General features: G+C 73.6%; 21 protein-coding genes and 1 pseudogene. 13 read left to right on the top strand and 9 right to left on the bottom strand.

The features are described 5' to 3' along the window. Positions 1-95: 95 nt before the first annotated feature. The 4 genes from secD to ACIGO6_RS11825 form a co-directional block, all read right to left on the bottom strand. Positions 96-2,324, bottom strand: a complete 2,229-nt coding sequence (secD, locus tag ACIGO6_RS11810; RefSeq protein WP_399874899.1) for a protein translocase subunit SecD — start codon at positions 2,322-2,324, stop codon at positions 96-98. Positions 2,325-2,509: 185 nt separating this feature from the next. Continuing rightward, a complete protein-coding gene (locus ACIGO6_RS11815; RefSeq protein WP_399874603.1) occupies positions 2,510-2,935 on the bottom strand; it encodes a hypothetical protein in 426 nt (141 codons plus the stop codon). A 101-nt stretch (positions 2,936-3,036) separates the two neighbouring features. Then, positions 3,037-3,765, bottom strand: coding sequence for a response regulator (locus ACIGO6_RS11820; RefSeq protein WP_399874605.1), 729 nt, complete (start codon positions 3,763-3,765; stop codon positions 3,037-3,039). 2 nt (positions 3,766-3,767) lie between these two features. Beyond that, positions 3,768-4,721 carry a HAMP domain-containing sensor histidine kinase gene (locus tag ACIGO6_RS11825; RefSeq protein ID WP_399874901.1) on the bottom strand — a complete coding sequence of 318 codons (954 nt, stop codon included), beginning with the start codon at positions 4,719-4,721 and terminating at the stop codon, positions 3,768-3,770. Positions 4,722-5,105: 384 nt separating this feature from the next. Here ACIGO6_RS11825 and ACIGO6_RS11830 point away from each other — a divergent pair, with 384 nt between their 5' ends. From ACIGO6_RS11830 to ACIGO6_RS11845, 4 genes are all read left to right on the top strand, one after another. After that, positions 5,106-5,435 carry a TraR/DksA family transcriptional regulator gene (locus ACIGO6_RS11830; protein ID WP_399874607.1) on the top strand — a complete coding sequence of 110 codons (330 nt, stop codon included), beginning with the start codon at positions 5,106-5,108 and terminating at the stop codon, positions 5,433-5,435. A 46-nt stretch (positions 5,436-5,481) separates the two neighbouring features. Then, entirely contained in the window at positions 5,482-5,862 is a 381-nt protein-coding gene (locus tag ACIGO6_RS11835; RefSeq protein ID WP_399874608.1) for a TraR/DksA family transcriptional regulator, read from the top strand. Continuing rightward, positions 5,859-6,683, top strand: a complete 825-nt coding sequence (locus tag ACIGO6_RS11840) for a rod shape-determining protein (RefSeq protein WP_399874609.1) — start codon at positions 5,859-5,861, stop codon at positions 6,681-6,683. Before ACIGO6_RS11835 ends, ACIGO6_RS11840 begins: the two co-directional genes overlap by 4 nt. A gap of 310 nt (positions 6,684-6,993) precedes the next feature. After that, positions 6,994-7,653 carry a hypothetical protein gene (locus tag ACIGO6_RS11845; protein ID WP_399874611.1) on the top strand — a complete coding sequence of 220 codons (660 nt, stop codon included), beginning with the start codon at positions 6,994-6,996 and terminating at the stop codon, positions 7,651-7,653. 21 nt (positions 7,654-7,674) lie between these two features. On the opposite strand, the gene ACIGO6_RS11850 is transcribed toward ACIGO6_RS11845, so the two are convergent. Together ACIGO6_RS11850 and ACIGO6_RS11855 are read right to left on the bottom strand one after the other, a co-directional pair. Then, the gene (locus ACIGO6_RS11850) at positions 7,675-8,463 is read right to left on the bottom strand and encodes a hypothetical protein (protein WP_399874612.1); all 789 of its coding nucleotides are present in this window, start codon (positions 8,461-8,463) and stop codon (positions 7,675-7,677) included. Between the two features lie 146 nt (positions 8,464-8,609). Then, positions 8,610-10,310: a PucR family transcriptional regulator gene (locus ACIGO6_RS11855; RefSeq protein ID WP_399874614.1), complete on the bottom strand. Its 1,701-nt coding sequence runs from the start codon at positions 10,308-10,310 to the stop codon at positions 8,610-8,612. Positions 10,311-10,600: 290 nt separating this feature from the next. On the opposite strand from ACIGO6_RS11855, the gene ACIGO6_RS11860 reads away from it, so the two are divergent. From ACIGO6_RS11860 to ACIGO6_RS11880, 5 genes are all read left to right on the top strand, one after another. Next, a complete protein-coding gene (locus ACIGO6_RS11860; RefSeq protein WP_399874615.1) occupies positions 10,601-11,491 on the top strand; it encodes an FAD binding domain-containing protein in 891 nt (296 codons plus the stop codon). Next, on the top strand, positions 11,491-12,072 hold the full coding sequence (locus ACIGO6_RS11865; protein ID WP_399874617.1) for a (2Fe-2S)-binding protein: 582 nt from the start codon (positions 11,491-11,493) through the stop codon (positions 12,070-12,072). Before ACIGO6_RS11860 ends, ACIGO6_RS11865 begins: the two co-directional genes overlap by 1 nt. Positions 12,073-12,074: 2 nt before the next feature. Beyond that, positions 12,075-14,459, top strand: a complete 2,385-nt coding sequence (locus ACIGO6_RS11870; protein ID WP_399874619.1) for a xanthine dehydrogenase family protein molybdopterin-binding subunit — start codon at positions 12,075-12,077, stop codon at positions 14,457-14,459. Positions 14,460-14,660: 201 nt separating this feature from the next. Next, positions 14,661-16,118 carry an NCS2 family permease gene (locus tag ACIGO6_RS11875; RefSeq protein WP_399874620.1) on the top strand — a complete coding sequence of 486 codons (1,458 nt, stop codon included), beginning with the start codon at positions 14,661-14,663 and terminating at the stop codon, positions 16,116-16,118. A 52-nt stretch (positions 16,119-16,170) separates the two neighbouring features. Further along, on the top strand, positions 16,171-17,322 hold the full coding sequence (locus ACIGO6_RS11880; protein WP_399874622.1) for an XdhC family protein: 1,152 nt from the start codon (positions 16,171-16,173) through the stop codon (positions 17,320-17,322). 101 nt (positions 17,323-17,423) lie between these two features. Here the strand turns inward: ACIGO6_RS11880 and ACIGO6_RS11885 are convergent, their stop codons facing one another. The 3 genes from ACIGO6_RS11885 to ACIGO6_RS11895 all read right to left on the bottom strand — a co-directional run bounded on the left by ACIGO6_RS11885 (position 17,424) and on the right by ACIGO6_RS11895 (position 19,656). Further along, the gene (locus ACIGO6_RS11885) at positions 17,424-18,302 is read right to left on the bottom strand and encodes an endonuclease/exonuclease/phosphatase family protein (RefSeq protein ID WP_399874624.1); all 879 of its coding nucleotides are present in this window, start codon (positions 18,300-18,302) and stop codon (positions 17,424-17,426) included. A gap of 85 nt (positions 18,303-18,387) precedes the next feature. Further along, a complete protein-coding gene (locus ACIGO6_RS11890; protein ID WP_399874626.1) occupies positions 18,388-18,828 on the bottom strand; it encodes an SRPBCC family protein in 441 nt (146 codons plus the stop codon). A gap of 39 nt (positions 18,829-18,867) precedes the next feature. Next, a complete protein-coding gene (locus ACIGO6_RS11895; RefSeq protein ID WP_399874627.1) occupies positions 18,868-19,656 on the bottom strand; it encodes a polysaccharide deacetylase family protein in 789 nt (262 codons plus the stop codon). 152 nt (positions 19,657-19,808) lie between these two features. On the opposite strand from ACIGO6_RS11895, the gene ACIGO6_RS11900 reads away from it, so the two are divergent. From ACIGO6_RS11900 to ACIGO6_RS11915, 4 genes and pseudogenes are all read left to right on the top strand, one after another. Next, positions 19,809-20,801, top strand: a complete 993-nt coding sequence (locus ACIGO6_RS11900; protein ID WP_399874628.1) for a UDP-glucuronic acid decarboxylase family protein — start codon at positions 19,809-19,811, stop codon at positions 20,799-20,801. A gap of 115 nt (positions 20,802-20,916) precedes the next feature. Then, positions 20,917-22,551 (top strand): carbamoyltransferase, encoded by a 1,635-nt coding sequence (locus ACIGO6_RS11905; protein WP_399874629.1) that lies wholly within the window; start codon positions 20,917-20,919, stop codon positions 22,549-22,551. Further along, a complete protein-coding gene (locus ACIGO6_RS11910) occupies positions 22,548-23,582 on the top strand; it encodes a glycosyltransferase (protein WP_399874631.1) in 1,035 nt (344 codons plus the stop codon). Before ACIGO6_RS11905 ends, ACIGO6_RS11910 begins: the two co-directional genes overlap by 4 nt. Further along, positions 23,579-24,127 (top strand): annotated as a pseudogene (locus ACIGO6_RS11915) (D-glycero-alpha-D-manno-heptose-1,7-bisphosphate 7-phosphatase); the annotation flags it as partial. The gene ACIGO6_RS11910 and the pseudogene ACIGO6_RS11915, both read left to right, overlap by 4 nt. Positions 24,128-24,334: the final 207 nt, after the last annotated feature.

Genomic DNA, 24,334 nt, shown 5'->3' on the forward strand with positions numbered 1-24,334 from the left:
GGCACCCGTGCCCGCACAGCGCGGTGAAGCAGGAAGCCCCCGGAAGGGTCGGACGACCCAGGCCGCAATCCCTGGACTCCAGGCCAGGGAGCACGTCAAGACACCTCCTGCCGCTCCGGGCGGCTCGCCGGCACCTTCTTCCCCGTGGCCCGGCCCTTGCGGCGCCCGGCACCGGACTCGGGGCCGCGACCGTGCAGCTCGATGGCCAGCGGAGAGGCGGTGAACACCGACGAGTACGTGCCGACGCCCACGCCGATCAGCAGCGCGAGGGCGAAGTCGGTGAGCGAGTCGTCGGCGAGGACGGCCAGGGACGCGAGGATGAGCACCGCGCCCATGCCCGTGTTGACCGTGCGCGGCAGCGTCTGCAGGATCGCCTGGTTGGTGAGCCGGTCGAACGGCTTCTTGCGGTCCCGTCCGACCAGCTCCCGGATGCGGTCGAAGAGGACGACGGAGTCGTTGACCGAGTAGCCGATCACGGTCAGCAGCGCGGCCAGGAACACCCCGTCGATCGGCTTGCCCAGCCAGGCGAACACGCCGACCAGGATGATCACGTCGTGGGCGAGCGCGCTGACCGCCGCGGTGCCGAACAGCCACCGGAAACGTGCGGCGAGGTACAGCAGCTGGGCGCCGAGGGCCAGACCGAGGGCGATCAGGGCGTCCCGTCGCAGCTCCGCGCCGAGACTCGGGCCGATCAGCTCGTCGCGGACCTTCTCCGTGTCGCCGCCCAGCTCGCCGACGGTCCGCGTGACGGTCGCCGCCTCGGCGTCGGTCAGCTCCTCGGTGCGCACCGTGAGGTCGCCGTCGCCGGAGGACTGGACGACGGCGCGCGGGAAGCCCGCCTCGGCGAGGGCGTCGCGGGCCCGGTCGGGGTCGACCTCGGTGGCCGTGGAGTACTCGATGAGCCGTCCGCCGGTGAACTCGATGCCGAAGTCGAGGCCCCGGGCCACGATGCCGGAGCCGGCCGCCACGAGGACGACGGCGGAGGCGGCCAGCCAGCGGCGCGGCCTGCGCATCAGGAACGGGTCGCGGCGCAGCAGGGCGTCCCGGACCGGGCCGGTGGTCGAGATGCCGGTGATGTGGGGGCGGCGGAAGACCGACGGGCGGCTCGCGGCGAACTCGGCGAGCACCCGGGTGATCACCAGGGCGCTGACCATGGAGGCGAGCACACCGATGCCCAGGGTGACGCCGAAGCCCTTGACGGGGCCGGATGCCAGGAAGAACAGCAGGGCGGCGGCGATCAGCGTGGTGATGTTGGAGTCGGCGATCGCGCTGAAGGCGCTGCGGAAACCGGCGGTCAGGGCCGAGCGCGTGCTGGGGCGGCTGCGGGCGGCCTGTTCCTCGCGGGCGCGTTCGAAGACGAGGACGTTGGCGTCCACCGCCATGCCGATGGCCAGGACGAAGCCGGCCAGGCCGGGCAGGGTCAGGGTCGCGCCGACAGCGGCCAGGGCGGCGTAGGAGATCAGGCCGTAGCAGAGCAGGGCCACGGTCGCGAGGGCGCCCATGAGCCGGTAGACGACGATGATGAAGAGCGCGGTGAGCGCGGTGCCGATGACGGCGGCCCGGGCGCCGGCCGAGATGGCCTCGTCGCCCAGGGTGGCGCCGATGGTGCGCTGCTCGATGGTCTCCACCGGTACGGGCAGGGCGCCGCCCTTGACGAGCAGGGCCAGCTCGCGGGCCTCGGCGTCGTCGAAGGACCCGGTGATCTGGGTGGAGCCGCCGGTGATGCCCGCTCCGCAGGCGACGGAGGGGTCGACCTGCGGCGAGGAGATGATCTTGTCGTCGAGCACGATGGCGACCCGGCGCTTCGGATCACCGGCCGGATGGCAGGCGGCTTCGCCGGTCACCTTGGCCCAGCGGTCGCTGCCCGCGTCCTTGAAGTCGACGGTGACGTGCCAGCCGGCTCCGCCCTGCTGGTCGAAGCGGGCGTCGGCGCCCTTGACGTCCTGGCCGGTGAGGGTCGGGGCCTGGAGACGCAGGGACTGTCCGGACTCGTCCGGCAGGACGCGCTCCCCGTCCGTCTTGTCGCCCTTGACGCCCGGTTCCTCGGCCGCGCCGAGGACCGAGTGGACGGTGAGCTGGGCGGTGCGGCCCAGCACGTCGGCGGCCTTCTCGGGGTCCTGCACGCCCGGCAGTTCGACGACGACGCGGTTCTCGCCGGAGCGGACGATGGTCGGCTCGGCGACACCGAGCGCGTCGATGCGGCCGCGCAGTACCTCCACGGTGCGGTCGGTGGCCTCCCGGTCGGCCTTGGTGGTGGCGGTGGACTTGGTCTCCAGCACGATCTGGGTGCCGCCGCGCAGGTCCAGCCCGAGACGGACCGGCATGGTCAGGGCGATGGCCACGGCCGCGGCCAGCACGGCGAGGGCGAGGAGCGCGCGGCCCCTCAGGGAGTGGGAACGGTTACGAGGACGGGGACGTGGGCGTTTCAACACGGGCCTCCGGCGGGCACGCCGCGGCAGCGGCTCAGCGCGGCCGCGACGGAAGAAGGAAGGGTGAGTGAACGGGTGTCTCAGGTGCCGGAGGAGGCCGGAGGTGCCCGCCCGCGGTCGTGGCCCGTGCGGCCGGGGGAGAGGCGCAGGGTGCCGGGCGGTGCCATGGTCCGCGTGTGCGTGGCGGGGACGGCGCCCGTGAAGTGCGTGGTGGTGGCGAGGCGGTCCGGGGGCGCCGGACGCTCACCGACGTGGTCGTGCCGGGACCTGGCCTGCGTGGCGCAGGGGGCGGCACAGACGTCGTCGGCGTGGTACCCGGTGTCCGGATGCGGGACGGTCGTCGCCGCGGGCGCCGGGAGCGGGCCGGGCAGGGCGCCGCCCGCGCCGGACGCGGGCCCCGCCGGGACCAGGGTCAGCAGGACGGCCAGCAGCGCGACGAGGGGCGCCGCGAACCGGTGACTCCAGGCGGGCGCGGACGCGGGGGCGGTGCGACCTGCGGGGCGCATGGCACCGTCCCCTTTCGACAGCGTGGTGGGCGAGGCGGGAGCCCGGGGCCCGGGCCGGGGAGTGGGCGGCCGGAGCCCCGGGCGGTCGGGGTGCGCGGGGCTCAGGGCTCGATGAGGCCGGCGCGGATGGCGTAGCGGGTCAGTTCCAGTCGGTCGCGCAGGCCGAGCTTCTGCAGCAGGTTCGCCCGGTGCCGCTGGACGGTCTTGATGCTGATGAAGAGCAGCTCGGCGATCTCCTTCGAGGAGTGGCCCTCCGCCACGAGCTTGAGGACCTCCTCCTCGCGGGGCGTGAGGATGTGGTCGGCGGACTCCTCGCCGTGCCGGACCCGGTCGAGGTAGTTGCGGATGAGGGCGGTGACCGCGCCGGGGTAGAGGAAGGGCTCGTCGCGCATCGCGGCCCGGCAGGCGGCGACCAGATCGCGGTCGGCGACGGACTTCAGGACGTATCCGCAGGCCCCCGACTTCAGCGCCTGGAACAGGTACTGCTCGTTGTCGTGCATCGTCAGCATCAGGATGCGCAGACCCGGTTTCAGCGCGGCCAGCTCGCGGGCGGCCTGGAGGCCGGTCAGCCGGGGCATCGCGATGTCCAGCACCGCGAGGTCGGCGGGGTGGGCCCGCGCCATGTCGATGGCCTCCGCGCCGTCCCCGGCCTCGGCGACCACCTCCAGATCCGGTTCCCGGTCGAGGATGAGCCGCACCCCGCGGCGTACCAGGGCGTGGTCGTCGGCGAGCAGGATGCGGATCTTCGACGGACCGGACGCGGTCCCCGGCGTCGTGGCGTGGTGGGCCGGGCCGGACGGGGACGAGTCGGGCAGGGACGGGTCGGACATGGTCAGGGCTGCTTCCTGGGGACGGGTGCGGTGAGCCGGATGCGGGTGCCGGCGCCGGGCGCCGAGGTGATGTCGAGGGTCGCCCCGATGAGCAGGGCGCGTTCGCGCATGCCGCGGATCCCGGCGCCCTCGCACGCCGCCTCGATGCCGCGGCCGTCGTCGGCGATGGTGAGCGACACCGCACCGTCGGCGCGGGCCAGGCTCACCTCCAGCCGCTCGGCGTCCGCGTGCCGGGCGGCGTTCGTCAGGCTCTCCTGGGCGACGCGGTAGAGGACCAGCTCGGTCTCGGGGTCCAGCGCGGGCAGGTCGGTGTCGAAACGGCGCACCATCCGCAGCCCGGTGTGGGTGGCGAAGTCGTTGGTGAGCGAGGACAGCGCGCTGATCAGGCCGAGGTCGTCCAGCACGCCGGGCCGCAGCCTGCGCACCAGGCGGCGGACCTCGTCCAGGCTCTCCCGGGTGATCTCCTGCGCCTGCTGCAGCTCGTGGCGCATCGGCTCGTCGGCGTCGTCCGCGGCCCGCCCGAGGACCAGCAGGATCGCGGTCATGCTCTGCCCGACCTCGTCGTGCAGTTCCTGGGCGATACGGCGCCGCTCCGCCTCCTGGGCGAGCAGGACGCGGGCGGTGCTCGTGGCGCGCTCGTGTTCCAGCCGGTCGAGCATGGCGTTGAAGGTCCGGATCAGCTCGGGCACCTCGCCGCCGCCGGACACCGGGAGCCGTTGGCCGGGGCGCAGCAGGTCGACGGTGGTCATCAGCTTCGTCAGCCGGTCCAGCGGCGCCAGGCCCCAGCGCAGCAGGGTGCCGTTGGCCACCAGCATGACGCCGAGGCCGCCGACCAGGATGACCGCCTCGGTCAGCAGGACCGGAACGGAGACGGTCACCGGAGCCCACAGCAGCAGTGCCGTGGCGAAGCCCAGCACCACCGCGTTGAGCCCGAAGATCCGCCAGAACAGGGACACCGGGGGGTACGCCTCCTTCTGCGACGTATGGGTCTGTACGCCTCTACTGTCGGTCATCGCGCACCCCGGGCAGGGAGCCGCGGCCCAGGCCTGTCGGACAGGCCCTTGATCGCGACCGAGCCGACTGCCCAGCCTGCCCGTCCCGCGGCGCCGGGTCGATGGGGGCCGACCCCCATTTCCGTCGGGCGGCATACCCATACGGCCCACCCGGGACGACGCGCAGTGGATGCCCGGCCCCCGGGCAAATGGGGCCTGCGCCCGATGGGAAAGCGTGATCGGCCCGGCCAGGGTGGAGGCACACAACACTTCGGACACTGCACGACTCCGGACACCGCACGACTTCGGACAGCGCACCACTTCGGACACTGCAGGAAGGGACCCACCGTGTCGCTCGACGCCTCCCGCATCGAACCCCGCCCCGAGCGGCTGACCGCCCACGAGGCACGCCAGCGCCTCGAACATGCGCGGGGCACCCGCATGACCCAGCTGCAGGCCCTCGACGAGAGCGCCCAGACGGAGGACGACCAGCTGGTGTCCGCGCAGAAGGCGGCCATCGAGCGGGTGCTCAAGGAGATCGACGAGGCCTTCGCGCGCGTCGACGCCGGCACCTACGGCACCTGCCAGGGCTGCAGCAAGCCCGTCCCGGGGGAGCGCCTGGAAATCCTTCCCTACACGCGGTACTGCGTCGCCTGCCAGCGCCGCGCCGCCGCCTGAGCACCGTCCAGCCCGTCTTCCTCTCCCGCCCTGCCCAAGGGGTGAAGTGGTGAACCAACAGATCATCGGTGACCGCGCGGCCACGCCCGACACGCGTCTGTCGCCCGAGGACCTCGCCGTGCTCCGGGACAGCCTCGACGAGCAGCGGCTGTTCCGCGAGGAGCAGCTGCGGCAGATCGCGACCCCGTCCCGCACCGACGAACCGAGCCGGCGGCGGTCCGCCGCGCAGACCGAGGTCCGCGTCACACTCGCGGCCTCCGCGCGGATGGTCCTCGCCGACGTCGAAGCGGCCCTCGCCCGCATGGCCGAGGGCCGCTACGGAACGTGTCATCTGTGCCGGCGCCACATCGACCGCGAGCGCCTGATGATCGTGCCGCAGGCCCGCTACTGCGCTCGCTGCCAGCAGGTGCGGGAGGCGGGACGATGACCGTGGCCCGCCGGCCCCGGACCGGCCTCGTCCGGCACCGGCCCTGGCCCCTGTGCCGGCAGTGCAGCGGCGTCGCCCTCGACATGGGCAGCGCCCGCACCCGTGCGTGGGTCGCCGGCCGGGGCATGGTCCTCGACGTTCCGACCGTGACGTTCCCCGGTGCCGGCGCGGTGTACCCCATCCAGCGGGGCTCCATCGTCGACACCCAGGGGACGGCCCGGATGCTCGACCGGCTGCTCGGCCACCGCCTGCCCCGTTTCGCCCGTCCCCTGGTCGTGGTGACCGCGCCGGTGCTGGACGGGTTCGCCTACCGGAACGAGGCCCGTACGGCCGTGGAGGTGCTGCGCCCGCGCAGTGTGCTGACCGTCCCCAGCGCGCGGGCCGTGGCGCTCGCGGCGGGCGCCGACCTGTCCCGGCCGCTGCTCGTGATCGACATCGGGGCGCATCTCACCGAGGTGGTGCTCCTGGTGGACGGCGCCGTCTTCGACGCCCGCCGCACCGCGCTGGGCACGCGGGACATCGACGACGCCACCCCGGCCACGGGGATCGGCGACGCGGTGGCCGACATGATCACCTCGATGCTGCGGCAGGACCGTACGTCCCTCACCGTCGACGCGCTGGGCAGGGGCCCGCTGCTGGCCGGCGGGGGCGCGCTGCGTCCGGAGATCACCTGCCACCTCGCCGGCAGGCTGCACGCGCCCCTGCGGGCGGTGCCGGCCCCGCACACGGCCGCCGTCCGCGGCGCCGCGAAGCTCCTGCAGGCCGCGCACACCCACCCGTCGACCGCGGGCACGGACCCACCGGAGCGGTCCTCCCGCTGACGCCGGGACCGCCCGCCCGCCCGACGGCGCCGGACTCCCCACCCCGTCCCGACGCCGCACCCGGTACGGCCCCACCGGGGCGCCCGCGCGGCGCCGTCCGCGTCACGACCGGCCGGCGCGCTCGTGTGCAGCGGGGGCTTCGGCCCGGGCCATGCGGCACCACACCGCCCGGCCCGGCACCGGGCCTCGCCCCGCCCTCGACGTACTGCCCCACCACGTCCCCCACGTATGTCCCGCCCCGTCCCTGCCCGTACGCGGCGGCGGGCACGCACTCCACTCCCGTGGGCCGGATCCTGGAAGGAGGAACACCGTGGCCGATGACGTGCCGCGAGCACAGCCACCGCCCCCCGAACCCGACCCCGACGCGGAACCCGGTCCCGGAACGGGGCACCCCCACCGCCCGTTCTGGCGTTGGCGGCGCAACCCCCTGCGGCGCCGTACCGACCGGCTGCACGCGTGGGTCGTCCTCGCCCTCCTGCTCGCCGTGCCGACGGCGGCCGTCGCGGCGATGTTCGCGGTCGGCGACGCCGCGTACCACCACTACCGGAGCACCGCCGAGCAGGAGGCCCGGACCCGGGACCACCGCCCCGCGGTCCTCGTCCACGACGCCCCGCGCCACCCGGAACCCGGCTCGGACGAGGCGAAGAAGACCCGTTACCCGGTCGAGGTCCGCTTCACCGGCCGGGACGGGGCGCCCCGGACCGGGAAGACCGACGTCGAGCCGGGGCTGCCGGCCGACAGCACCGTCCTGGTCTGGATCGACTCGGCCGGAGAGATCACCGGGCCGCCGCTGACCGCGGAGCAGATCCGCAGCCGCACGATGGGCTGGGCGGTCCTCGCCTTCCTGGGCGTCGTCCTCGCGGGCCTCGCGGCCCACGGGGTCACCGGGTTCGTGCTGCACCGGCGCAATCTCGCCCAGTGGGACGCGGCCTGGGCCAACACCGCCCCGCGCTGGAGCAGATTCCCGTGACGGCGGCCGGGCCGCGGGCCGTCACGCCGTAGCCGCGCCCGCCGCCGGCGGTGCCAGCTGCCGGGCCAGCCACGTCGGCACCCCGCCGAGCAGCCGGAACAGCCGCCGCGCCTCCTCCCGCAGCCGGGACGCCTCCGGCTCCGCCTCCGCGTCCGCGAGCGACGCCAGCGCCGGTGCCGTACCGACGAGGTATCCCAGCTCCTCGCGGATGCGCAGCGACTCGGCGAAGCCGTGCCGCGCCTCGGCCAGCTCCCCCTCCCGCAGGGCGAGCCCGGCCAGATGCCGCCAGGTGAAGGACTGGAGCAGTGGGTCGGCGTGCGCGGTCGCCCCCGCGTGGGCGCGCCGGTAGGCCGCGCGGGCGGCCTGCGGCGACCGGGCCAGGTTCTCCGCGAGCAGCCCGCGCCGGAAGTCCAGCAGCGCCCGCCCCTTGGCGCCCGGCGCGATCAGCGCCGCCGCCCGGCCCAGCGCGGCCCGCGCCTCGTCGGACCGGTCGCGCACCCCGTGCACGGTGGCGGCGTAGGCGAGCTGCCCGCGTTCACAGGCGGCGGCCCCGCGCTCGTCGTCGCTGTGGGCCAGCGCCTCGGCGGTGCGCAGCGCGTCCTCGGCGTCCGCCCAGCCCTGCTCGGTGTACAGACACCGCTCCACCAGCAGCGCGGTCCGCTGCAGGGCGGTCGCCGCGGTCACCGGCTCCAGCAGGGCCGCCGCGTCCGCCCAGCAGGCGCGCGAACGCAACCGCCATACGGCGGTCTGGAGCGGATCGTCACCCTCGGTCGTTCCCCAACCAGAACCAGCCATGGCGGAATGCGCCACGTTGCCCTCCCCTTAGCACGCCATCGAGCTCTCGAGTGGTGGGCGCATCTCAGCACGGATCCGGCGGCCCGGCCAAGAGGATGGGTGAAAAATTTCACAAAGTCGTGGGACTTCCCGGCCCCGAGGTTTGGGACCGGACCCGCGGCTCAGCTCATCCGCAGGGCCAGGAAGAAGTCGAGCTTGTCCTCAAGACGCGACAGGTCACGGCCCGTCAGCTGCTCGATCCGCCCGACGCGGTAACGCAACGTGTTGACGTGCAGGTGGAGCCGGGTCGCGCAGCGCGTCCAGGAGCCGTCGCAGTCGAGGAAGGCCTCCAGCGTCGGGATCAGCTCGGCGCGGTGGCGGCGGTCGTAGTCCCGCAGCGGGTCCAGCAGCCGGGCCGTGAAGGCGCGGCGTACGTCGTCGGGCACGAAGGGCAGGAGCAGGACGTGCGAGGCCAGTTCCTGGTGGCCGGCCGCGCAGACCCGGCCGGGGCGGGCGGCGGCCACGCGCCGTGCGTGCCGGGCCTCCTCCAGCGCGCCGCGCAGTCCCTCCGCCGAGTGCACGGCCGCGCTGACGCCGAGGGTGACCCGCCCGTCGCCGTCGAGCCCGGCCGACAGCGGCTCCCGTACGGACTCCAGCAGCGCCTCCGCGAGGATGCCGGCCTCGGAACCGTCGTGCTCGGTGGAGACCGCGGGCAGCGGTACGAGGGCGACGGCCTCGTCGCCGGTGTGCGCCACCGCGATGCGGTCGGCGTGCTCGGGGCCCGTGGCGAGCGGGTCGACGAGGATCTCCTCCAGCAGGGTCTGGGCGACCGGGCCGGTCTCCGTCCCGTCGTCCTCCCACTCGACGCGGGCGACCACGACCTGCCAGTGCGGGGCCGCGCCGAGACCCGGCAGCAGCACCGGCGCCGCGACCCGCAGCCGGGCCGCGATCTCGGCGGGCGCGGCACCCGTCTGCACCAGTTCCAGCACCTCCTGCGCGAGCCGCCGCCGCACCGTGCGCGCCGCGTCCCGGCGGTCCCGCTCGACCGCGATCAACTGCGTGACCCCGTACAGGAGGTCGAGCCGTTCCTCGGCCCAGTCCCCGGCGTCCGCCTCCACGGCCAGCAGCCAGTCGGACAGCACCGTCTCGCGCACGTCCCGGGAGGGCTGCGGCAGACGTCCCGCGCCGGCCACCGCCGGGCGGGGCCCGGAGCCGCGTACCGGGAAGAGGCTGTACGTCGTGGAGCCCAGGGGCAGCCGGTGCGGTGCGCGGCGGCCCGCGCGGGTGGCGGCGAGATGCTCCGCCGCCAGCTTGGCGCACACCTCGGCGGGCAGCGCGGGGCCCGCGGTCTTCGGGCCGGCGACCGGGCGCCCGGTCGGGGACAGCACCCAGGCCCGCAGGTCCAGGTCGGAGCCGAGCAGGTCCAGGACCACGTCGGGGCCGCCGCCCGCCGGGCCGGAGGTCATCATCCGGCGGTGCCGGTCCACCACGGCCGCGAGGTCCCCGGCCCGCTCGCCGGACACCTGCCGGACCACGTGCTCGGTGACGGTCGCGAAGGCCACCGACTCGTTCACCGCGAACAGCGGCAGCCGGTGCCGCGCACACGCCTGTATCAGGTCCTCCGGCACGCTCCCCAGCTCCGCCTCACCGGCGGCGAGGGCGGCCACCTGTGCCTGGACGAGGATCCGGACGAAAGGCTCGGAATCGGTGGCGTCCCGGCGCCAGGCCAGGCCGGTGAGCACCAGCTCGCCGCCCGAGAGATAGCGGCTGGGGTCCCGCAGGTCCGTGGTCATCACGCCCCGGACGGACCGGTCCAGCTCGTCCTCGCCGCCGAGCAGCTTGAGGCCCAGCGCGTCGGTGTCCAGCAGTGCGCGCAGCCGCATTCTCGTCGCCGCCGTTCTTTGTCTCGAAGTGTTCCAGGTCACGCGGCTGTGTCGCCCGTTTCCGGAGGAAAAGAAGGGGGTTACTGAGGACCTCCTTTCATACGAATCTACAAGATGCCTGCCCTGGCCAGCCAACTCCTTCATGGTTTCTGCGACTGACCCTGGTGGAGCAGCGGGCGGTGTACTGAGCCCAATCCACGTGAACAGCACATGAACGAGCCGGGCCCGCCGCCGACGGATTGGCTCAAACCCGCACCCCGACACCCCCGAGACGGAGAAGAGAGCCGGCCATGGACTTCCTTCGCCCCGCCAGCTGGGAGGAGGCGCTCGCCGCGAAGGCCGAGCACCCCACCGCTGTGCCGATTGCGGGTGGCACCGACGTGATGGTCGAGATCAACTTCGACCACCGCCGGCCCGACTTCCTCATGGACCTGAACCGCATCGGCGACCTCGCCGAGTGGGAGGTCGGCGAGGACTCCGTACGGCTCGGCGCCTCCGTGCCCTACACGAGGATCATGGAGAACCTGCGGACCGAGCTGCCGGGTCTCGCCCTCGCCTCCCACACGGTCGCCTCCCCGCAGATCCGTAACCGCGGCGGCGTGGGCGGGAACCTCGGCACCGCATCCCCGGCCGGCGACGCCCACCCGGCGCTGCTCGCCGCCGGCGCGGAGGTCGAGGCCGAGTCGGTGCGCGGCACCCGCCGCATCCCGATCGACGCCTTCTACACCGGCGTCAAGCGCAACGCGCTCGCGCCCGACGAGCTGATCCGCGCCGTGCACATCAAGAAGGCCGACGGCCCGCAGCAGTTCTCGAAGGTCGGCACCCGCAACGCCATGGTCATCGCCGTGTGCGCGTTCGGCCTCGCCCTGCACCCGCAGACCCGCACGGTCCGCACCGGCATCGGCTCGGCGGCGCCCACCCCCGTCCGCGCCCGGGCCGCCGAGGAGTTCCTGAACGCGGCGCTCGACGAGGGCGGCTTCTGGACCAACGGAAAGATCATCAACCCGTCGGTCGTCAAGCAGTTCGCGCAGCTGTGCTCCGCCGCCTGCAACCCGATCGACGACGTCCGGGGCACCGCGAGCTACCGCCGCCACGCGGTCGGCGTCATGGCCCGCCGGACGCTCACCTGGACCTGGGAGTCGTACCGCGGCGCCCGCCACACCACGGAGGGAGCGGCGTAATGCGCGTCAATTTCACCGTCAACGGACGTCCGCAGGAAGCCGACGACGTGTGGGAGGGCGAGTCCCTGCTGTACGTGCTGCGCGAGCGGATGGGTCTGCCCGGCTCCAAGAACGCCTGCGAGCAGGGCGAGTGCGGCTCCTGCACGGTCCGCCTGGACGGTGTCCCGGTGTGCGCCTGCCTGGTCGCGGCCGGCCAGGCGCAGGGCCGGGAGGTCGTCACGGTCGAGGGCCTGGCGGAGTTCGCCAAGGAGCGCTCCTGCGGTACGGGCGCCTGCGGCACCGACGGCACCCCGCTCGACGAGGCCCGGCGGTGGCAGGCCCGGGGCACCGACTCGCAGACCGGCGAGGGCATCGAGCTCGCCCCGATCCAGCAGGCGTTCATCGACGCCGGCGCCGTGCAGTGCGGCTTCTGCACGCCGGGTCTGCTGGTCGCCGCCGACGAGATGCTGGAGCGCAACCCGAACCCGACCGATGCGGACATCCGCGAGGCGCTGTCGGGCAACCTGTGCCGCTGCACGGGCTACGAGAAGATCATGGACGCGGTGCGCCTCGCGGCCGCCCGCCAGTCCGAGGGGGTCTGAGCATGGCTGCCAACGGCGCACCCACCAAGCTCACCCAGGGGTCCCGGACCAGGGGCGGCATCGGCGAGTCCACGCTCCGCCCGGACGGCACCCTCAAGGTCACCGGCGAGTTCGCGTACTCGTCCGACATGTGGCACGAGGACATGCTCTGGGGCCAGATCCTGCGCTCCCCGGTCGCGCACGCCGAGATCGCCTCGATCGACACGGGCGAGGCCCTCGCGACGCCGGGCGTGTACGCCGTCATGACCTATGACGACCTGCCGACCGAGGTGCGCACCTACGGCCTGGAGATCCAGGACACCCCGGTCCTCGCCCACGGCAAGGTCCGCCACCACGGCGAGCCGGTCGCGATCGTCGCCGCCGACCACCCGGAGACCGCGCGCCGCGCCGCCGCCAAGATCAAGGTGGAGTACAAGGAGCTGCCCGTCATCACCGACGAGGCCTCCGCCACCGCCCCCGACGCGATCCTCGTCCACGAGAACCGCACGGACCACCACATCGGCCACGTCCCGCACCCCAACATCGTGCACCGCCAGCCGATCGTCCGCGGCGACACCGACGAGGCCGCCGGGCGCGCGGACGTGATCGTCAAGGGCGACTACTACTTCGGCATGCAGGACCAGGCCTTCCTGGGCCCCGAGTCCGGCCTGGCGGTGCCGTCCGAGGACGGCGGCGTCGACCTGTACATCGCCACCCAGTGGCTCCACTCCGACCTGCGCCAGATCGCGCCCGTGCTCGGCCTGCCCGAGGACAAGGTGCGGATGACGCTGTCCGGCGTCGGCGGGGCGTTCGGCGGGCGCGAGGACCTGTCGATGCAGATCCACGCCTGTCTGCTGGCCCTGCGCACCGGCAAACCCGTCAAGATCGTCTACAACCGCTTCGAGTCCTTCTTCGGCCACGTCCACCGCCACCCGGCCCGGCTGCACTACGAGCACGGCGCCACCAAGGACGGCAAACTCACGCACATGAAGTGCCGGATCGTCCTGGACGGCGGCGCCTACGCCTCCGCCTCCCCGGCGGTCGTCGGCAACGCCTCCTCGCTGTCGGTCGGCCCGTACGCGGTCGACGACGTGGACATCGAGGCCATCGCCCTCTACTCCAACAACCCGCCCTGCGGCGCCATGCGCGGCTTCGGCGCGGTCCAGGCCTGCTTCGCCTACGAGGCGCAGATGGACAAGGTGGCGGCGGAACTCGGCATGGACCCGGTGGAGTTCCGCCGGATCAACGCCATGGAGCAGGGCACCCTCATGCCCACCGGCCAGCCGGTCGACTCCCCGGCGCCGGTCGCCGAACTCCTGCGCCGCGTCAAGGCGATGCCGATGCCACCGGAGCGCCAGTGGGAGTCCAGCGAGGGCGCCGACGTACGCCAGCTGCCCGGCGGCCTCTCCAACACCACGCACGGCGAGGGCGTCGTACGGGGCGTCGGCTACGCGGTCGGCATCAAGAACGTCGGCTTCTCCGAGGGCTTCGACGACTACTCCACGGCGCGCGTCCACATGGAGGTCGTCGGCGGTGAGCCGGTCGTCACCGTGCACACCGCCATGGCGGAGGTCGGCCAGGGCGGCGTCACCGTCCACGCGCAGATCGCCCGCACCGAGCTGGGCGTCGCGCAGGTGACCATCCAGCCGGCGGACACCCGGGTGGGCTCGGCCGGCTCCACCTCGGCCTCCCGGCAGACGTACGTCACCGGCGGCGCCGTGAAGCACGCCTGCGAGCTGGTCCGCGAGAAGGTCCTGGAGATCGGGCGCCGCAAGTTCGGCTCCCACCACCCGGCCTGGGCGACGGCCGAGCTGCTCCTGGAGGGCGGCAAGGTCGTCACCGACGGCGGCGAGGTCCTGACCGACCTCGTGGACGTCCTGGAGGACGAGGTGGTCGAGGTCGAGGAGGAGTGGCGGCACCGGCCGACCGAGCCCTTCGACCTGCGCACCGGCCAGGGCAACGGCCACGTCCAGTACTCCTTCGCCGCGCACCGCGCCGTCGTCGAGGTCGACACCGAGCTCGGCCTGGTCAAGGTCGTCGAACTGGCCTGCGCGCAGGACGTCGGCAAGGCGCTCAACCCGCTCTCCGTCATCGGGCAGATCCAGGGCGGCACCACCCAGGGACTGGGCATCGCCGTCATGGAGGAGATCGTCGTCGACCCGAAGACGGCGAAGGTCAGGAACCCCTCCTTCACGGACTACCTGCTCCCCACCATCCTCGACACGCCGACCATCCCGGTCGACGTGCTCGAACTCGCCGACGACCACGCGCCGTACGGGCTGCGCGGCATCGGCGAGGCCCCCACCCTGTCGTCGACACCGGCGGTCCTCGCGGCCATCCGGAACGCGACCGGGCTGGCGCTCGACCGCACGCCGGTACGACCGGAACACCTCACCGGCACGGCGTGAATGACCCTCCGGGCGGCGCACGGAACGTCACACACTCCGCGTCGCCCGGAGTACAGACCGGGTCCCGTCCGCTCGCGGGCCTCGAAGTACCACCCACATGCGTTCGTCTCGGGCCGTCCCCCGGGTCGTGCACGTCCCAAATCCCCGCAACCGCCCCAGCGGACCGCGCGGGTGCCCCTTTGAACCTTGGGAGACGGCCCCATGACCCAGCAGTCAGTGGAGCCCAAGACCACCGCCGAGGACGCGGGCGCGGGTTCCCGCGTCCCGTCCGGACGGTCTTGGCTCGACCGGTACTTTCACATATCCCACCGGGGATCCACGGTCGCGCGTGAGGTGCGCGGCGGCATCACCACCTTCATGGCGATGGCGTACATCGTCCTGCTCAACCCGATCCTGCTCGGCGGCGAGGACGTCGCGGGCAACACCCTCAGCCAGAAGGCCGTGATCACCGCGACGGCGCTCGCCGCGGCGGTCACCACGCTCCTGATGGGCTTCATCGGCAAGGTGCCGCTCGCCCTGGCGGCCGGACTCTCGGTGTCCGGGGTGCTCGCCGGTCAGGTCGTCCCCCAGATGACCTGGGGGCAGGCCATGGCCATGTGCGTGATGTACGGCGTGGTCATCATGCTGCTCGTGGTCACCGGGCTGCGCGAGATGATCATGAATGCGATCCCGCTCGCGCTCAAGCACGGCATCACCATGGGCATCGGCCTGTTCATCGCCATCATCGGCTTCGTGAAGGGCGGTTTCGTCCACGCCGGCAAGGCGACTCCGCTCCAGCTCGGTCCCGTCGGTGAACTGGCGGGCTGGCCCGTCCTGCTCTTCGCGGGCACCCTCCTCCTGATCTTCATGCTCCAGGCGCGCAACACCCCCGGCGCGATCCTGATCGGCATCGTCTCCGGCACCATCGTCGCCGCCCTGCTCAATGCCACCGGTGTCATCGACCCCAAGCAGTGGGCCAACGGCGCTCCCGAGCTGCACGGCAGCGCGGTCTCCATGCCCGACTTCTCGCTCTTCGGCGAAGTGGAGTTCAGCGGCTGGGGCGACGTGGGCGCGATGACGGTCGGCATGATCGTCTTCACGCTGGTGCTGGCCGGGTTCTTCGACGCGATGGCCACCATCATCGGCGTGGGCACCGAGGCGAAGCTCGCCGACGACAAGGGCCGGATGCCGGGCCTGTCGAAGGCGCTGTTCATCGACGGCGCCGGCGGTGCCATCGGCGGGGTGGCGGGCGGCTCCGGCCAGACCGTCTTCGTCGAGTCCGCGACCGGCGTCGGCGAGGGCGCCCGCACCGGGCTCGCCTCGGTCGTCACCGGTCTGTTCTTCGCGGCCTGCCTCTTCTTCACGCCGATCACCGCGATCGTGCCGCAGGAGGTCGCCTCCGCCGCTCTGGTCGTCATCGGCGCGATGATGATGATGAACGCCCGGCACGTGGACTGGGCCGACCGCGCCACCGCGATCCCGGTCTTCCTGACCGTCGTCCTGATGCCGTTCACGTACACCATCACCACCGGTGTCGCCGCCGGTGTCATCTCCTACGTCGCCATCAAGGTCGCCCAGGGCAAGGCTCGGGAGATCGGCGCGTTCATGTGGGGCCTGACGGTGATCTTCATCGTCTACTTCGCCCTCAACCCGATCGAGAGCTGGCTGGGCGTGCACTAGCCGCTGCCGAGGGAACCCTTTCCCTGACACCGCTTCGCAAGGAGACCGACAGATGCTGGACATCGCCGAAGAGCTGCACCGGTGGGTCGAGCAGGGACGTGACTTCGCCGTGGCCACCGTCGTGGCCGTCGGCGGCAGCGCGCCCCGCCGGCCCGGTGCCGCCCTCGCGGTGGACGCCGGGGGCACGGCGATCGGCTCGGTGTCCGGCGGCTGTGTGGAGGGGGCCGTGTACGAGCTGTGCCGGCAGGCGCTCGAGGACGGCGAAACCGTCCTGGAGCGCTTCGGCTACAGCGACGAGGACGCCTTCGCCGTGGGTCTGACCTGCGGCGGCGTCATCGACATCCTCGTCACACCGGTACGGGCGGACGACCCCGTCCGTCCGGTGATCGCCGTCGCGCTCGACGCCGCCGCGCGGGGTGGGCCGGCGGCGGTGGCGCGGATCGTGAGCGGCCCGGCGGAACTGACCGGACGCGCGCTCGTCGTCCGCCCGGACGGCTCCTCCACCGGCGGCTTCGGCGCCCACCCCGAGCTGGACCGCACGGTGGCCGCCGAGGCGGGTGCCTTCCTGGACGCCGGCCGCACCGGCACCCTCGAGATCGGAGAGCAGGGCTCGCGCTGCGGAGCACCGCTCACGGTGCTGGTGGAGTCCTCGGTCCCGCCACCCCGGATGATCGTGTTCGGCGCGATCGACTTCGCGTCGGCGCTGGTGCGCGTCGGCAAGTTCCTCGGCTACCACGTCACGGTGTGCGACGCGCGCCCCGTCTTCGCGACAAAGGCCCGCTTCCCGGAGGCGGACGAGATCGTCGTCGAGTGGCCGCACGAGTACCTGGCGCGGACCGCCGTGGACGCCCGCACGGTGCTGTGCGTCCTGACCCACGACGCCAAGTTCGACGTACCGCTCCTCGAGCTCGCCCTGCGCCTGCCGGTCGCCTACGTCGGCGCGATGGGCTCGCGCCGCACCCACCTGGACCGCAACGCACGCCTGCGCGCGGTCGGCGTGAGCGACCTGGAGCTGAGCCGCCTCAGGTCCCCCATCGGCCTGGACCTCGGCGCCCGCACACCGGAGGAGACGGCCCTGTCCATCGCCGCAGAGATCGTCGCGGCCCGCCGCGGCGGCACGGGCGCCTCCCTGACCGGCGCCCACACCCCGATCCACCACGACGGCCCGTCGTCCCCGACCGGGCGCATCGGGTCGGTGGCCTGAGCCGGGCCTGGTGGCCCGAGTCGGGCCCGATGGTCCGCATGGCTCGGTGGCTTGAGCCGGGCCCGGTGGTCCGAACCCGGCCCGGTGGTCCGAGTCGCGCCTCAGTCCTGGCCGAACCCCTTCCTGAGCAGGGACACGTCCGCGACCACCGGCCGGTGGTCGGAGGCCACGGCCTCCTCCGGGACAGCGGCGCCGCGCACCCGCACGCCCTTGCCCACCGCCACGTAGTCGATCCGCTTCACGGGTGCCGTGGCCGGGAAGGTGCCGCCGGTACCCGTTCCGGCGTCGCGCAACTCCGTCCACAGCGGTTGGAGTTCGGGTGCCGAGGGCTCGGCGTTGAAGTCGCCGAGCAGTACCTGTCGCGCCCCCGGGTGGGCCGCCCGCTCCTGGGCCATGATCCGCCGGGTGTCGGCGACCTGCGCGACCCGCACCGCCGGGTCCGCGCGGTAGTCGAGGTGGGTCACGAACACCTGCACCGGCACTCCGCGCACCTTGAGCGTCACCTCGCCGAATCCCGGCGCGGGTTGCGGCACGGGATTCTGGTCCTGCGTGGACAGGCGCGTGATCTCGTGGTTCGTCGCGGAGCGGATCGGGAAGCGGGAGAGCACCGCCACGCCGTACTCGCGCCGCGGGCTTCCCGCCTGGGCGGGGTCGAGGCTGTAGATCGGCGCGAACGACACCCGCATCCCGAGCCGCCGTGCCAACTCCTCGGCGACGTCGAGCCCCTGACTGCGGGAGCCCCAGTGCACGTCGACCTCCTGGAGGCCGATCACATCCGCGTCGAGGGCGCGCAGCGCGGCGGCCTGCCGGTCGAGGTCGAAGACGCCGTCCGATCCCGTTCCGGCGTGGATGTTGTAGGTGGCGATGCGCAGCGGGACCGGGTGTCCCTGGCCGGCGGACGCGGGCGGTGCCGCCAGGGCCAGGCTCAACACCGCACCGGCGACGGACAGTTGCATGAGGGTGCGCGCTCTGACAGACATGGCGGCACGGTACGCGGGAAACGCCGGCCGCGAGGCGTTCGACGCGAACCCGTTCGCGACACGTACGTCTTCCGCAACCGGTGGTTCAGGGACGCCGCAGGAGCCGGTTGACCGCACGGCCGAAGACGTACCGCCCCGCGCCGCCCAGGACGCCGTCGAAGAGGGACGGGAGGAGACGGACCCTCAGTTCCTCGCGCCACACGACGTGGGCGCGGCCGCCGGGGCCGGGGCGGACCTCGACCTCGGCCCAGCCCGCGACCAGCCGGCCGCGCTTCTCCAGCCGGCACCGGCCCGGGGTGCCGTCCTGCGGCGGCTGCCAGACGGTCACCTCCATCCGGTCGTCGAAGGAGAGCGGGCCGGCGCCCGTGCGGGCCACGATCACCGTGCCCCGGCGCGTGGGCCCGGGCGTGACGACGGTGACCCGGGTCAGCGGGACGGCGTCACCGTGCCGCTCCCACGCGGTGAGCCGTCGCCAGGCCTCGTCCGGGGGGAGCGGGGCGGTGCGTTCGAGCGAGAAGGTGGCCACGGAGTGATCTTAGGGACCCAACGGAGTGATCTCGGGGAACTAGCGGTAGACCTTGCCCGGCTCGGCCTTCCCGGGGGCCAGCAGCTGGGGCACCGTGACGAAGACGTAGCCCCGCGCCTTGAGCGCGTCGATGATGCCCGGCACGGCGGGCACGGTGCCGTCGTAGATGTCGTGCAGCAGGATGATGCCGTCCCGGGACGACTGGTCCAGGACGCGTTCGGTGATCAGGTCGGAGTCGTTGGTCTTGTAGTCCTTGGCGGTCACGCTCCACAGCACCTCCGCCAGCCCCAGCTCGCGGCTGATCTCGTGCACCGTGTCGTCGGTGCGCCCCTGCGGCGGGCGCATCAGGGTGGGGCGCCGGCCGGTCAGGCGCTCTATCTCCTTGTTCGGGCGCTCCAGTTCCTCACGTATCTCGTCCGGCTCGGCGTCCGTGAGGATCTTGTGCGTCCACGTGTGGCTGGCCACCTCGTGGCCCTCGTCGGCCATGCGTCTGACCAGCTCGGGATAGGTGTCGATGTGCCGTTTGCCGAGCAGGAAGAAGGTCGCCGGGACCTGCCTCTCCTTGAGTATGTCGAGCAGCCGGGCGGAGTTCTCGCTCGGTCCGGCGTCGAAGGTCAGCGCGATGCACTTGGCGCGGCGGCAGTCGACGGTGCCGAACGCGGCCGCCCGGGCCTGGGCGCCGGCCGCGCCCCGGACGGAGCTGGGCGAGGTCGTCTCGAGCTTCGTGCAGCCGCTCAGTGCCAGTGTCAGCGAGGCGGCCGCCGCAAGAATCGCGGCTCCACGCAACCTGGTCCCCGTTTTTGTCATCTTCCTGGTCAGCGAAGGCATGCGAGGACTATACATAGCGCGTATAGACGAGGTTTATAGTGCCCCCGCGGCGTCTCGGTCGAGGCTCTCTCGTATACGCGTTCGAGGTAGTGGGGGCCGCCACCGGGTTACTCAGCCGACACGCAAGTGACGGTGAGAGTGAGGAGAGACCCGTGAGCGAGAGCCTCCTGGGCGGCAGTCCCGTGAGCGGGCGCGTCTGGCGCCGGGCCCTGGTGACCGGCGGCGCCGGTTTCGTGGGATCCCACCTGTGCGGCCGGCTGCTCGACGCCGGCACCGACGTCGTCTGCCTCGACAACCTGGCCACCGGCTCCCGCGCCAACGTGGCCGAGCTCGAGCGGCACCGCGGCTTCCGGTTCGTCCGGGCCGACGCCACCGACCCGGCGGCCCTGCGCGGCCTGCCCGGCCGGTTCGACCTGGTGCTGCACTTCGCCTGCCCGGCCTCGCCCGCCGACTACCTCCGGCTGCCTCTGGAGACGCTCGACGTCGGCAGCACCGGCACCCGGAACGCCCTGGAACGGGCCCGAGCCGACGGCGCCCGCTTCCTGCTCGCCTCCACCTCCGAGGTCTACGGCGACCCGCTGGAGCACCCGCAGCGCGAGACGTACTGGGGCAACGTCAACCCGATCGGCCCGCGCAGCGTCTACGACGAGTCCAAGCGCTTCGCCGAGGCCCTGGTCACCGCCCACCGCCAGGTGCACGGCACCGACACCGCCATCGTCCGCATCTTCAACACCTACGGCCCGCGCATGCGCACCGGCGACGGCCGCGCCGTGCCCACCTTCATCGCGCAGGCGCTGGACGGCATGCCGCTCACCGTCGCCGGCGACGGCGGCCAGACGCGGTCCCTGTGCTACGTCGACGACACCGTCACCGGCGTTCTCGCCCTCGCCGCGTCCGGCGAGAGCGGCCCGATGAACATCGGCGGCTCCGACGAGATCACCATGCTGGAACTGGCCCGCCGCGTCGTGGAGCTCACTGGCTCCGGCTCCCGCATCCGCTTCGTCGACCGTCCCGTCGACGACCCCGGCCGCCGCAAACCCGACACCACCCTCGCCCGGGAACGGCTCGGCTGGCAGCCGCGGGTGGGCTGGAGCGAAGGGCTGGAGCGGACCATCGGCTGGTTCGCCCACTCCGTCGCGGCGTAAGGGGTCGCATAGTCACATAGTGTGACATGTCAACTCTTGTCCGGAAGTGAGCTGTCTCCAAGTGTTTGAGGCAGCTTCCCCGCGGCACCCGCGAGCCGAGAGAGGAGCACGCCCCATGCGCATCCTTGGTATCAACGCCCTGTTCCACGACCCGGCCGCCGCACTTGTCGTCGACGGCCGGACCGTTGCGGCAGCTGAGGAAGAACGCTTCAGCCGCCGCAAGCACGGCAAGCGCCCGGTGCCCTTCTCCGCGTGGGAGGTGCCGGAGCTGTCGGCGCGATGGTGCCTGGAGTACGCCGGGATACGACCGGGGGAACTGGACGCCGTCGCGTACTCCTTCGACCCCCGGCTCGCCCGGCCCGCCCGCGACATGGGCCTGGACGACCCCTGGGACCCCCTGCGGCTCGAGTACGCCCGCCGGGCGCCCGAGTTCCTCGCCGAGGCGCTGCCCGGACTCGACCCCGACCAGGTCGTCTTCGTCCCGCACCACGTGGCGCACGCCGCCTCCGCCGGACCGGCCTCACCTCACCCCGACAACGACGTGCTCGTCCTCGACGGACGCGGCGAGTGCGCCTCCCACCTGGCCGGCCGCTACCGCGACGGCAAGCTCGACGTCCTCGCCACGCAGGCGCTCCCGCACTCGCTCGGCCTGGTCTACGAGGAACTGACCGAGCACCTGGGCTTCCTGCGCAGCAGCGACGAGTACAAGGTGATGGCCCTCGCTTCCTACGGCACCCCCCGCCACCTCGACCGGCTGCGCGCGCACGTCCACGCCACCGGCGACGGCGGCTTCCGCGCCCACGGCGTCAACTGGGCGGCCCTCGCCCCGGCCCGCGCCAAGGGCGAGGACTGGACGCAGGACCACGCCGACCTCGCCGCGAGCACCCAGGCCGTGCTGGAGGAACTGCTCCTCGACCTCGTCCACTGGCTGCACCGCGAGGCCGGCGGAGAGGCCCTGACCATGGCGGGCGGCGTCGCGCTGAACTGCGTCGCCAACTCGAGGATCGCCGCGCGCGGCCCGTACCGGCACGTGTGGGTGCAGCCCGCCGCCGGTGACGCGGGCACGGCCCTCGGCGGCGCCCTGCACCTCGCCGCGCAGGAGGCCCCTCCCGAGCCCATGCCCGGCGCCGACCTCGGCCGCGGCTGGAGCGACGCGGAGATCCGCGCCTGGCTGGAGACGGCCGCGATCCCCTACGAGGAACCGGACGACATCGCCGAGACGGTCGCCGAGGAACTGGCCCGGGACGGCATCGTCGCCTGGTTCCAGGGCCGCAGCGAGTTCGGGCCGCGCGCCCTCGGCCACCGCTCCCTGATGGCCCACCCGGGCCGCGCGGAGAACCTGGAGCGGCTCAACCACGTCAAGGGTCGCGAGGAGTTCCGCCCCGTCGCCCCGATGGTGCTCGCCGACCGCGCCGCCGACCTCTTCACCGGGCCGGTCCCCAGCCCGTACATGCTCTTCGTGCACGACGTGGCCCCCGCCTGGCGCGACCGCATCCCGGCCGTCGTCCACGTCGACGGCACCGCCCGCATCCAGACCGTCGAGGAGCGCCGCGAGCCGCTCGTCGCGCGGATGCTGGCCGCCTTCGAACGGCGTACGGGACTGCCGGTCGTCGTCAACACCAGCCTCAACACCGCCGGCCGGCCCATGGTCGACGATCCGCGCGACGCGCTGGAGTGCTTCGGCTCGGCGCCCGTGGACCTGCTGGCCATCGGCCCCTTCGCGGTGCGCCGGGGGAGGGCGTTCGGATGAGCGGCGCCCCCGCGACCGGCGCTCCCCGGACGGGCTACGCCGTCGTCGTCCCCACGCTCGTGCGCGACACACTGGCCGACTGCCTGGCCGCGCTGGCCGCCGCGACCGGGCCCGGCCCCGACGAGATCGTCCTCGTCGACGACCGGCCCGAATCCGACGCCGACCCCGGCGCGCTGGAACATCCGCTGACCGTCCTCGGCGACCTGCGCGAGCGCACCGTGGTGCTGCGCAGCGGGGGGCGCGGACCCGCCGCCGCGCGCAACACCGGTATCCGCGCGGTCACTTCGCCGTGGACCGCCTTCCTCGACGACGACGTCCAGGTCGGCCCGCACTGGTGCGACCAGCTGCTCCAGGACCTCGCCGAGGCGGCGCCCGACACCGGCGCGGTGCAGGGCGTGATCGCCGTGCCGCTGCCCGGCGAGCGCCGCCCCACCGACTGGGAGCGCGGCACCGCGGGGCTCGCGCGGGCCCAGTGGATCACCGCCGACATGGCCTACCGCACGGATGTGCTCAAGGCGGTCCACGGCTTCGACGAACGCTTCACCCGCGCCTTCCGCGAGGACGCCGACCTCGCACTGCGCGTCCTCGACGCGGGCTGGCGCATCCGGCGGGGCCGGCGCACCACCCGCCACCCCGTACGCCCCGCCTCCCGCTGGGTGTCCCTGAAGCAGCAGCGCGGCAATGCCGACGACGCGCTGATGCGGCACCTGCACGGCCCCGACTGGTGGGCGAAGGCGGTGGCGCCCAAGGGCCGGATCCGGCGGCACGCGGTGATCACCGCCGCCGGTGCCGCGGCGCTCGCCCTCGCGGTGGCCGGACGGCCCCGGGCCGCCGCGGTCGCCGGGGCCGGCTGGGCCGCGGGCACCGCCGAGTTCGCCTGGGCGCGGATCGCGCCGGGGCCGCGGACCCGGGACGAGGTCACGACCATGCTGGTCACCAGCGCGCTCATCCCGCCCGCCGCGACCTGGCACCGGCTGAGCGGACTGTGGCGGCACCGGGGTGCCCCCGCCTGGCGGGAGGTGGCCGCATGAGTCCCGTCAAGGCCGTGCTCTTCGACCGCGACGGCACCCTCGTCCACGACGTCCCCTACAACGGCGACCCCGAGCGGGTCCGGCCGGTCGGGGGCGCCCGCGAGGCGGTGGCGCTGCTGCGCGCGCACGGCATCCGCGTCGGCGTCGTCACCAACCAGTCCGGCGTCGCCCGCGGCCTGATCACCGACGCCGAGGTGCGCCGCGTCAACCGGCGGATCGACGACCTCATCGGCCCCTTCGACGTCTGGGCGGTCTGCCCGCACGGCCCCGACGACGGCTGCCACTGCCGCAAGCCGCAGCCCGGCCTGGTGCTCTGGGCCGCCGGCCGCCTCTGCACCGCCCCCGCCGACTGCGTCGTCATCGGCGACATCGGCGCCGACACGGAGGCCGCCGAACGGGCGGGCGCCCACGGCATCCTCGTCCCCAACGCCCGTACCCGCCCGCAGGAAACGGCCACCGCGCCCCACGTCGCCCCGGACCTCCTGACCGCCGTACGCACCCTCCTCGACGACGAGCACCCCGTGGGGGCGGCGTTCCCCACCGGCACGGACACGGGCGCGCCCCCCGCGGCAGCCGCCACGAGCGAGCCGCTGTCCACCCCGAACGCGGGCGGGCCCACGCCCGGCACCGCAGGTGCCCCCGCCGCCACGACGGCGGGCACCCCCACCCCCGCGCCCGGAGATGCCTCCGCCGCGCCGGCCCCGAGTCCCCCCGGACGCGCCGCCGCGACGGGTCGGGAGCGGGCGCATCCG

This window comes from Streptomyces sp. NPDC053750 (genome assembly GCF_044544295.1).
Lineage (GTDB): Bacteria > Actinomycetota > Actinomycetes > Streptomycetales > Streptomycetaceae > Streptomyces.

What these genes read in the sequence shown, in the direction of transcription:
- secD (WP_399874899.1), bottom strand. Translation starts at nt 2,324, where the DNA reads ATGCCGGTCCGTCTCGGGCTGGACCTGCGCGGCGGCACCCAGATCGTG.
- ACIGO6_RS11815 (WP_399874603.1), bottom strand. Translation starts at nt 2,935, where the DNA reads ATGCGCCCCGCAGGTCGCACCGCCCCCGCGTCCGCGCCCGCCTGGAGT.
- ACIGO6_RS11820 (WP_399874605.1), bottom strand. Translation starts at nt 3,765, where the DNA reads ATGTCCGACCCGTCCCTGCCCGACTCGTCCCCGTCCGGCCCGGCCCAC.
- ACIGO6_RS11840 (WP_399874609.1), top strand. Translation starts at nt 5,859, where the DNA reads ATGACCGTGGCCCGCCGGCCCCGGACCGGCCTCGTCCGGCACCGGCCC.
- ACIGO6_RS11855 (WP_399874614.1), bottom strand. Translation starts at nt 10,310, where the DNA reads ATGCGGCTGCGCGCACTGCTGGACACCGACGCGCTGGGCCTCAAGCTG.
- ACIGO6_RS11860 (WP_399874615.1), top strand. Translation starts at nt 10,601, where the DNA reads ATGGACTTCCTTCGCCCCGCCAGCTGGGAGGAGGCGCTCGCCGCGAAG.
- ACIGO6_RS11865 (WP_399874617.1), top strand. Translation starts at nt 11,491, where the DNA reads ATGCGCGTCAATTTCACCGTCAACGGACGTCCGCAGGAAGCCGACGAC.
- ACIGO6_RS11870 (WP_399874619.1), top strand. Translation starts at nt 12,075, where the DNA reads ATGGCTGCCAACGGCGCACCCACCAAGCTCACCCAGGGGTCCCGGACC.
- ACIGO6_RS11875 (WP_399874620.1), top strand. Translation starts at nt 14,661, where the DNA reads ATGACCCAGCAGTCAGTGGAGCCCAAGACCACCGCCGAGGACGCGGGC.
- ACIGO6_RS11880 (WP_399874622.1), top strand. Translation starts at nt 16,171, where the DNA reads ATGCTGGACATCGCCGAAGAGCTGCACCGGTGGGTCGAGCAGGGACGT.
- ACIGO6_RS11885 (WP_399874624.1), bottom strand. Translation starts at nt 18,302, where the DNA reads ATGTCTGTCAGAGCGCGCACCCTCATGCAACTGTCCGTCGCCGGTGCG.
- ACIGO6_RS11895 (WP_399874627.1), bottom strand. Translation starts at nt 19,656, where the DNA reads ATGCCTTCGCTGACCAGGAAGATGACAAAAACGGGGACCAGGTTGCGT.
- ACIGO6_RS11905 (WP_399874629.1), top strand. Translation starts at nt 20,917, where the DNA reads ATGCGCATCCTTGGTATCAACGCCCTGTTCCACGACCCGGCCGCCGCA.
- ACIGO6_RS11910 (WP_399874631.1), top strand. Translation starts at nt 22,548, where the DNA reads ATGAGCGGCGCCCCCGCGACCGGCGCTCCCCGGACGGGCTACGCCGTC.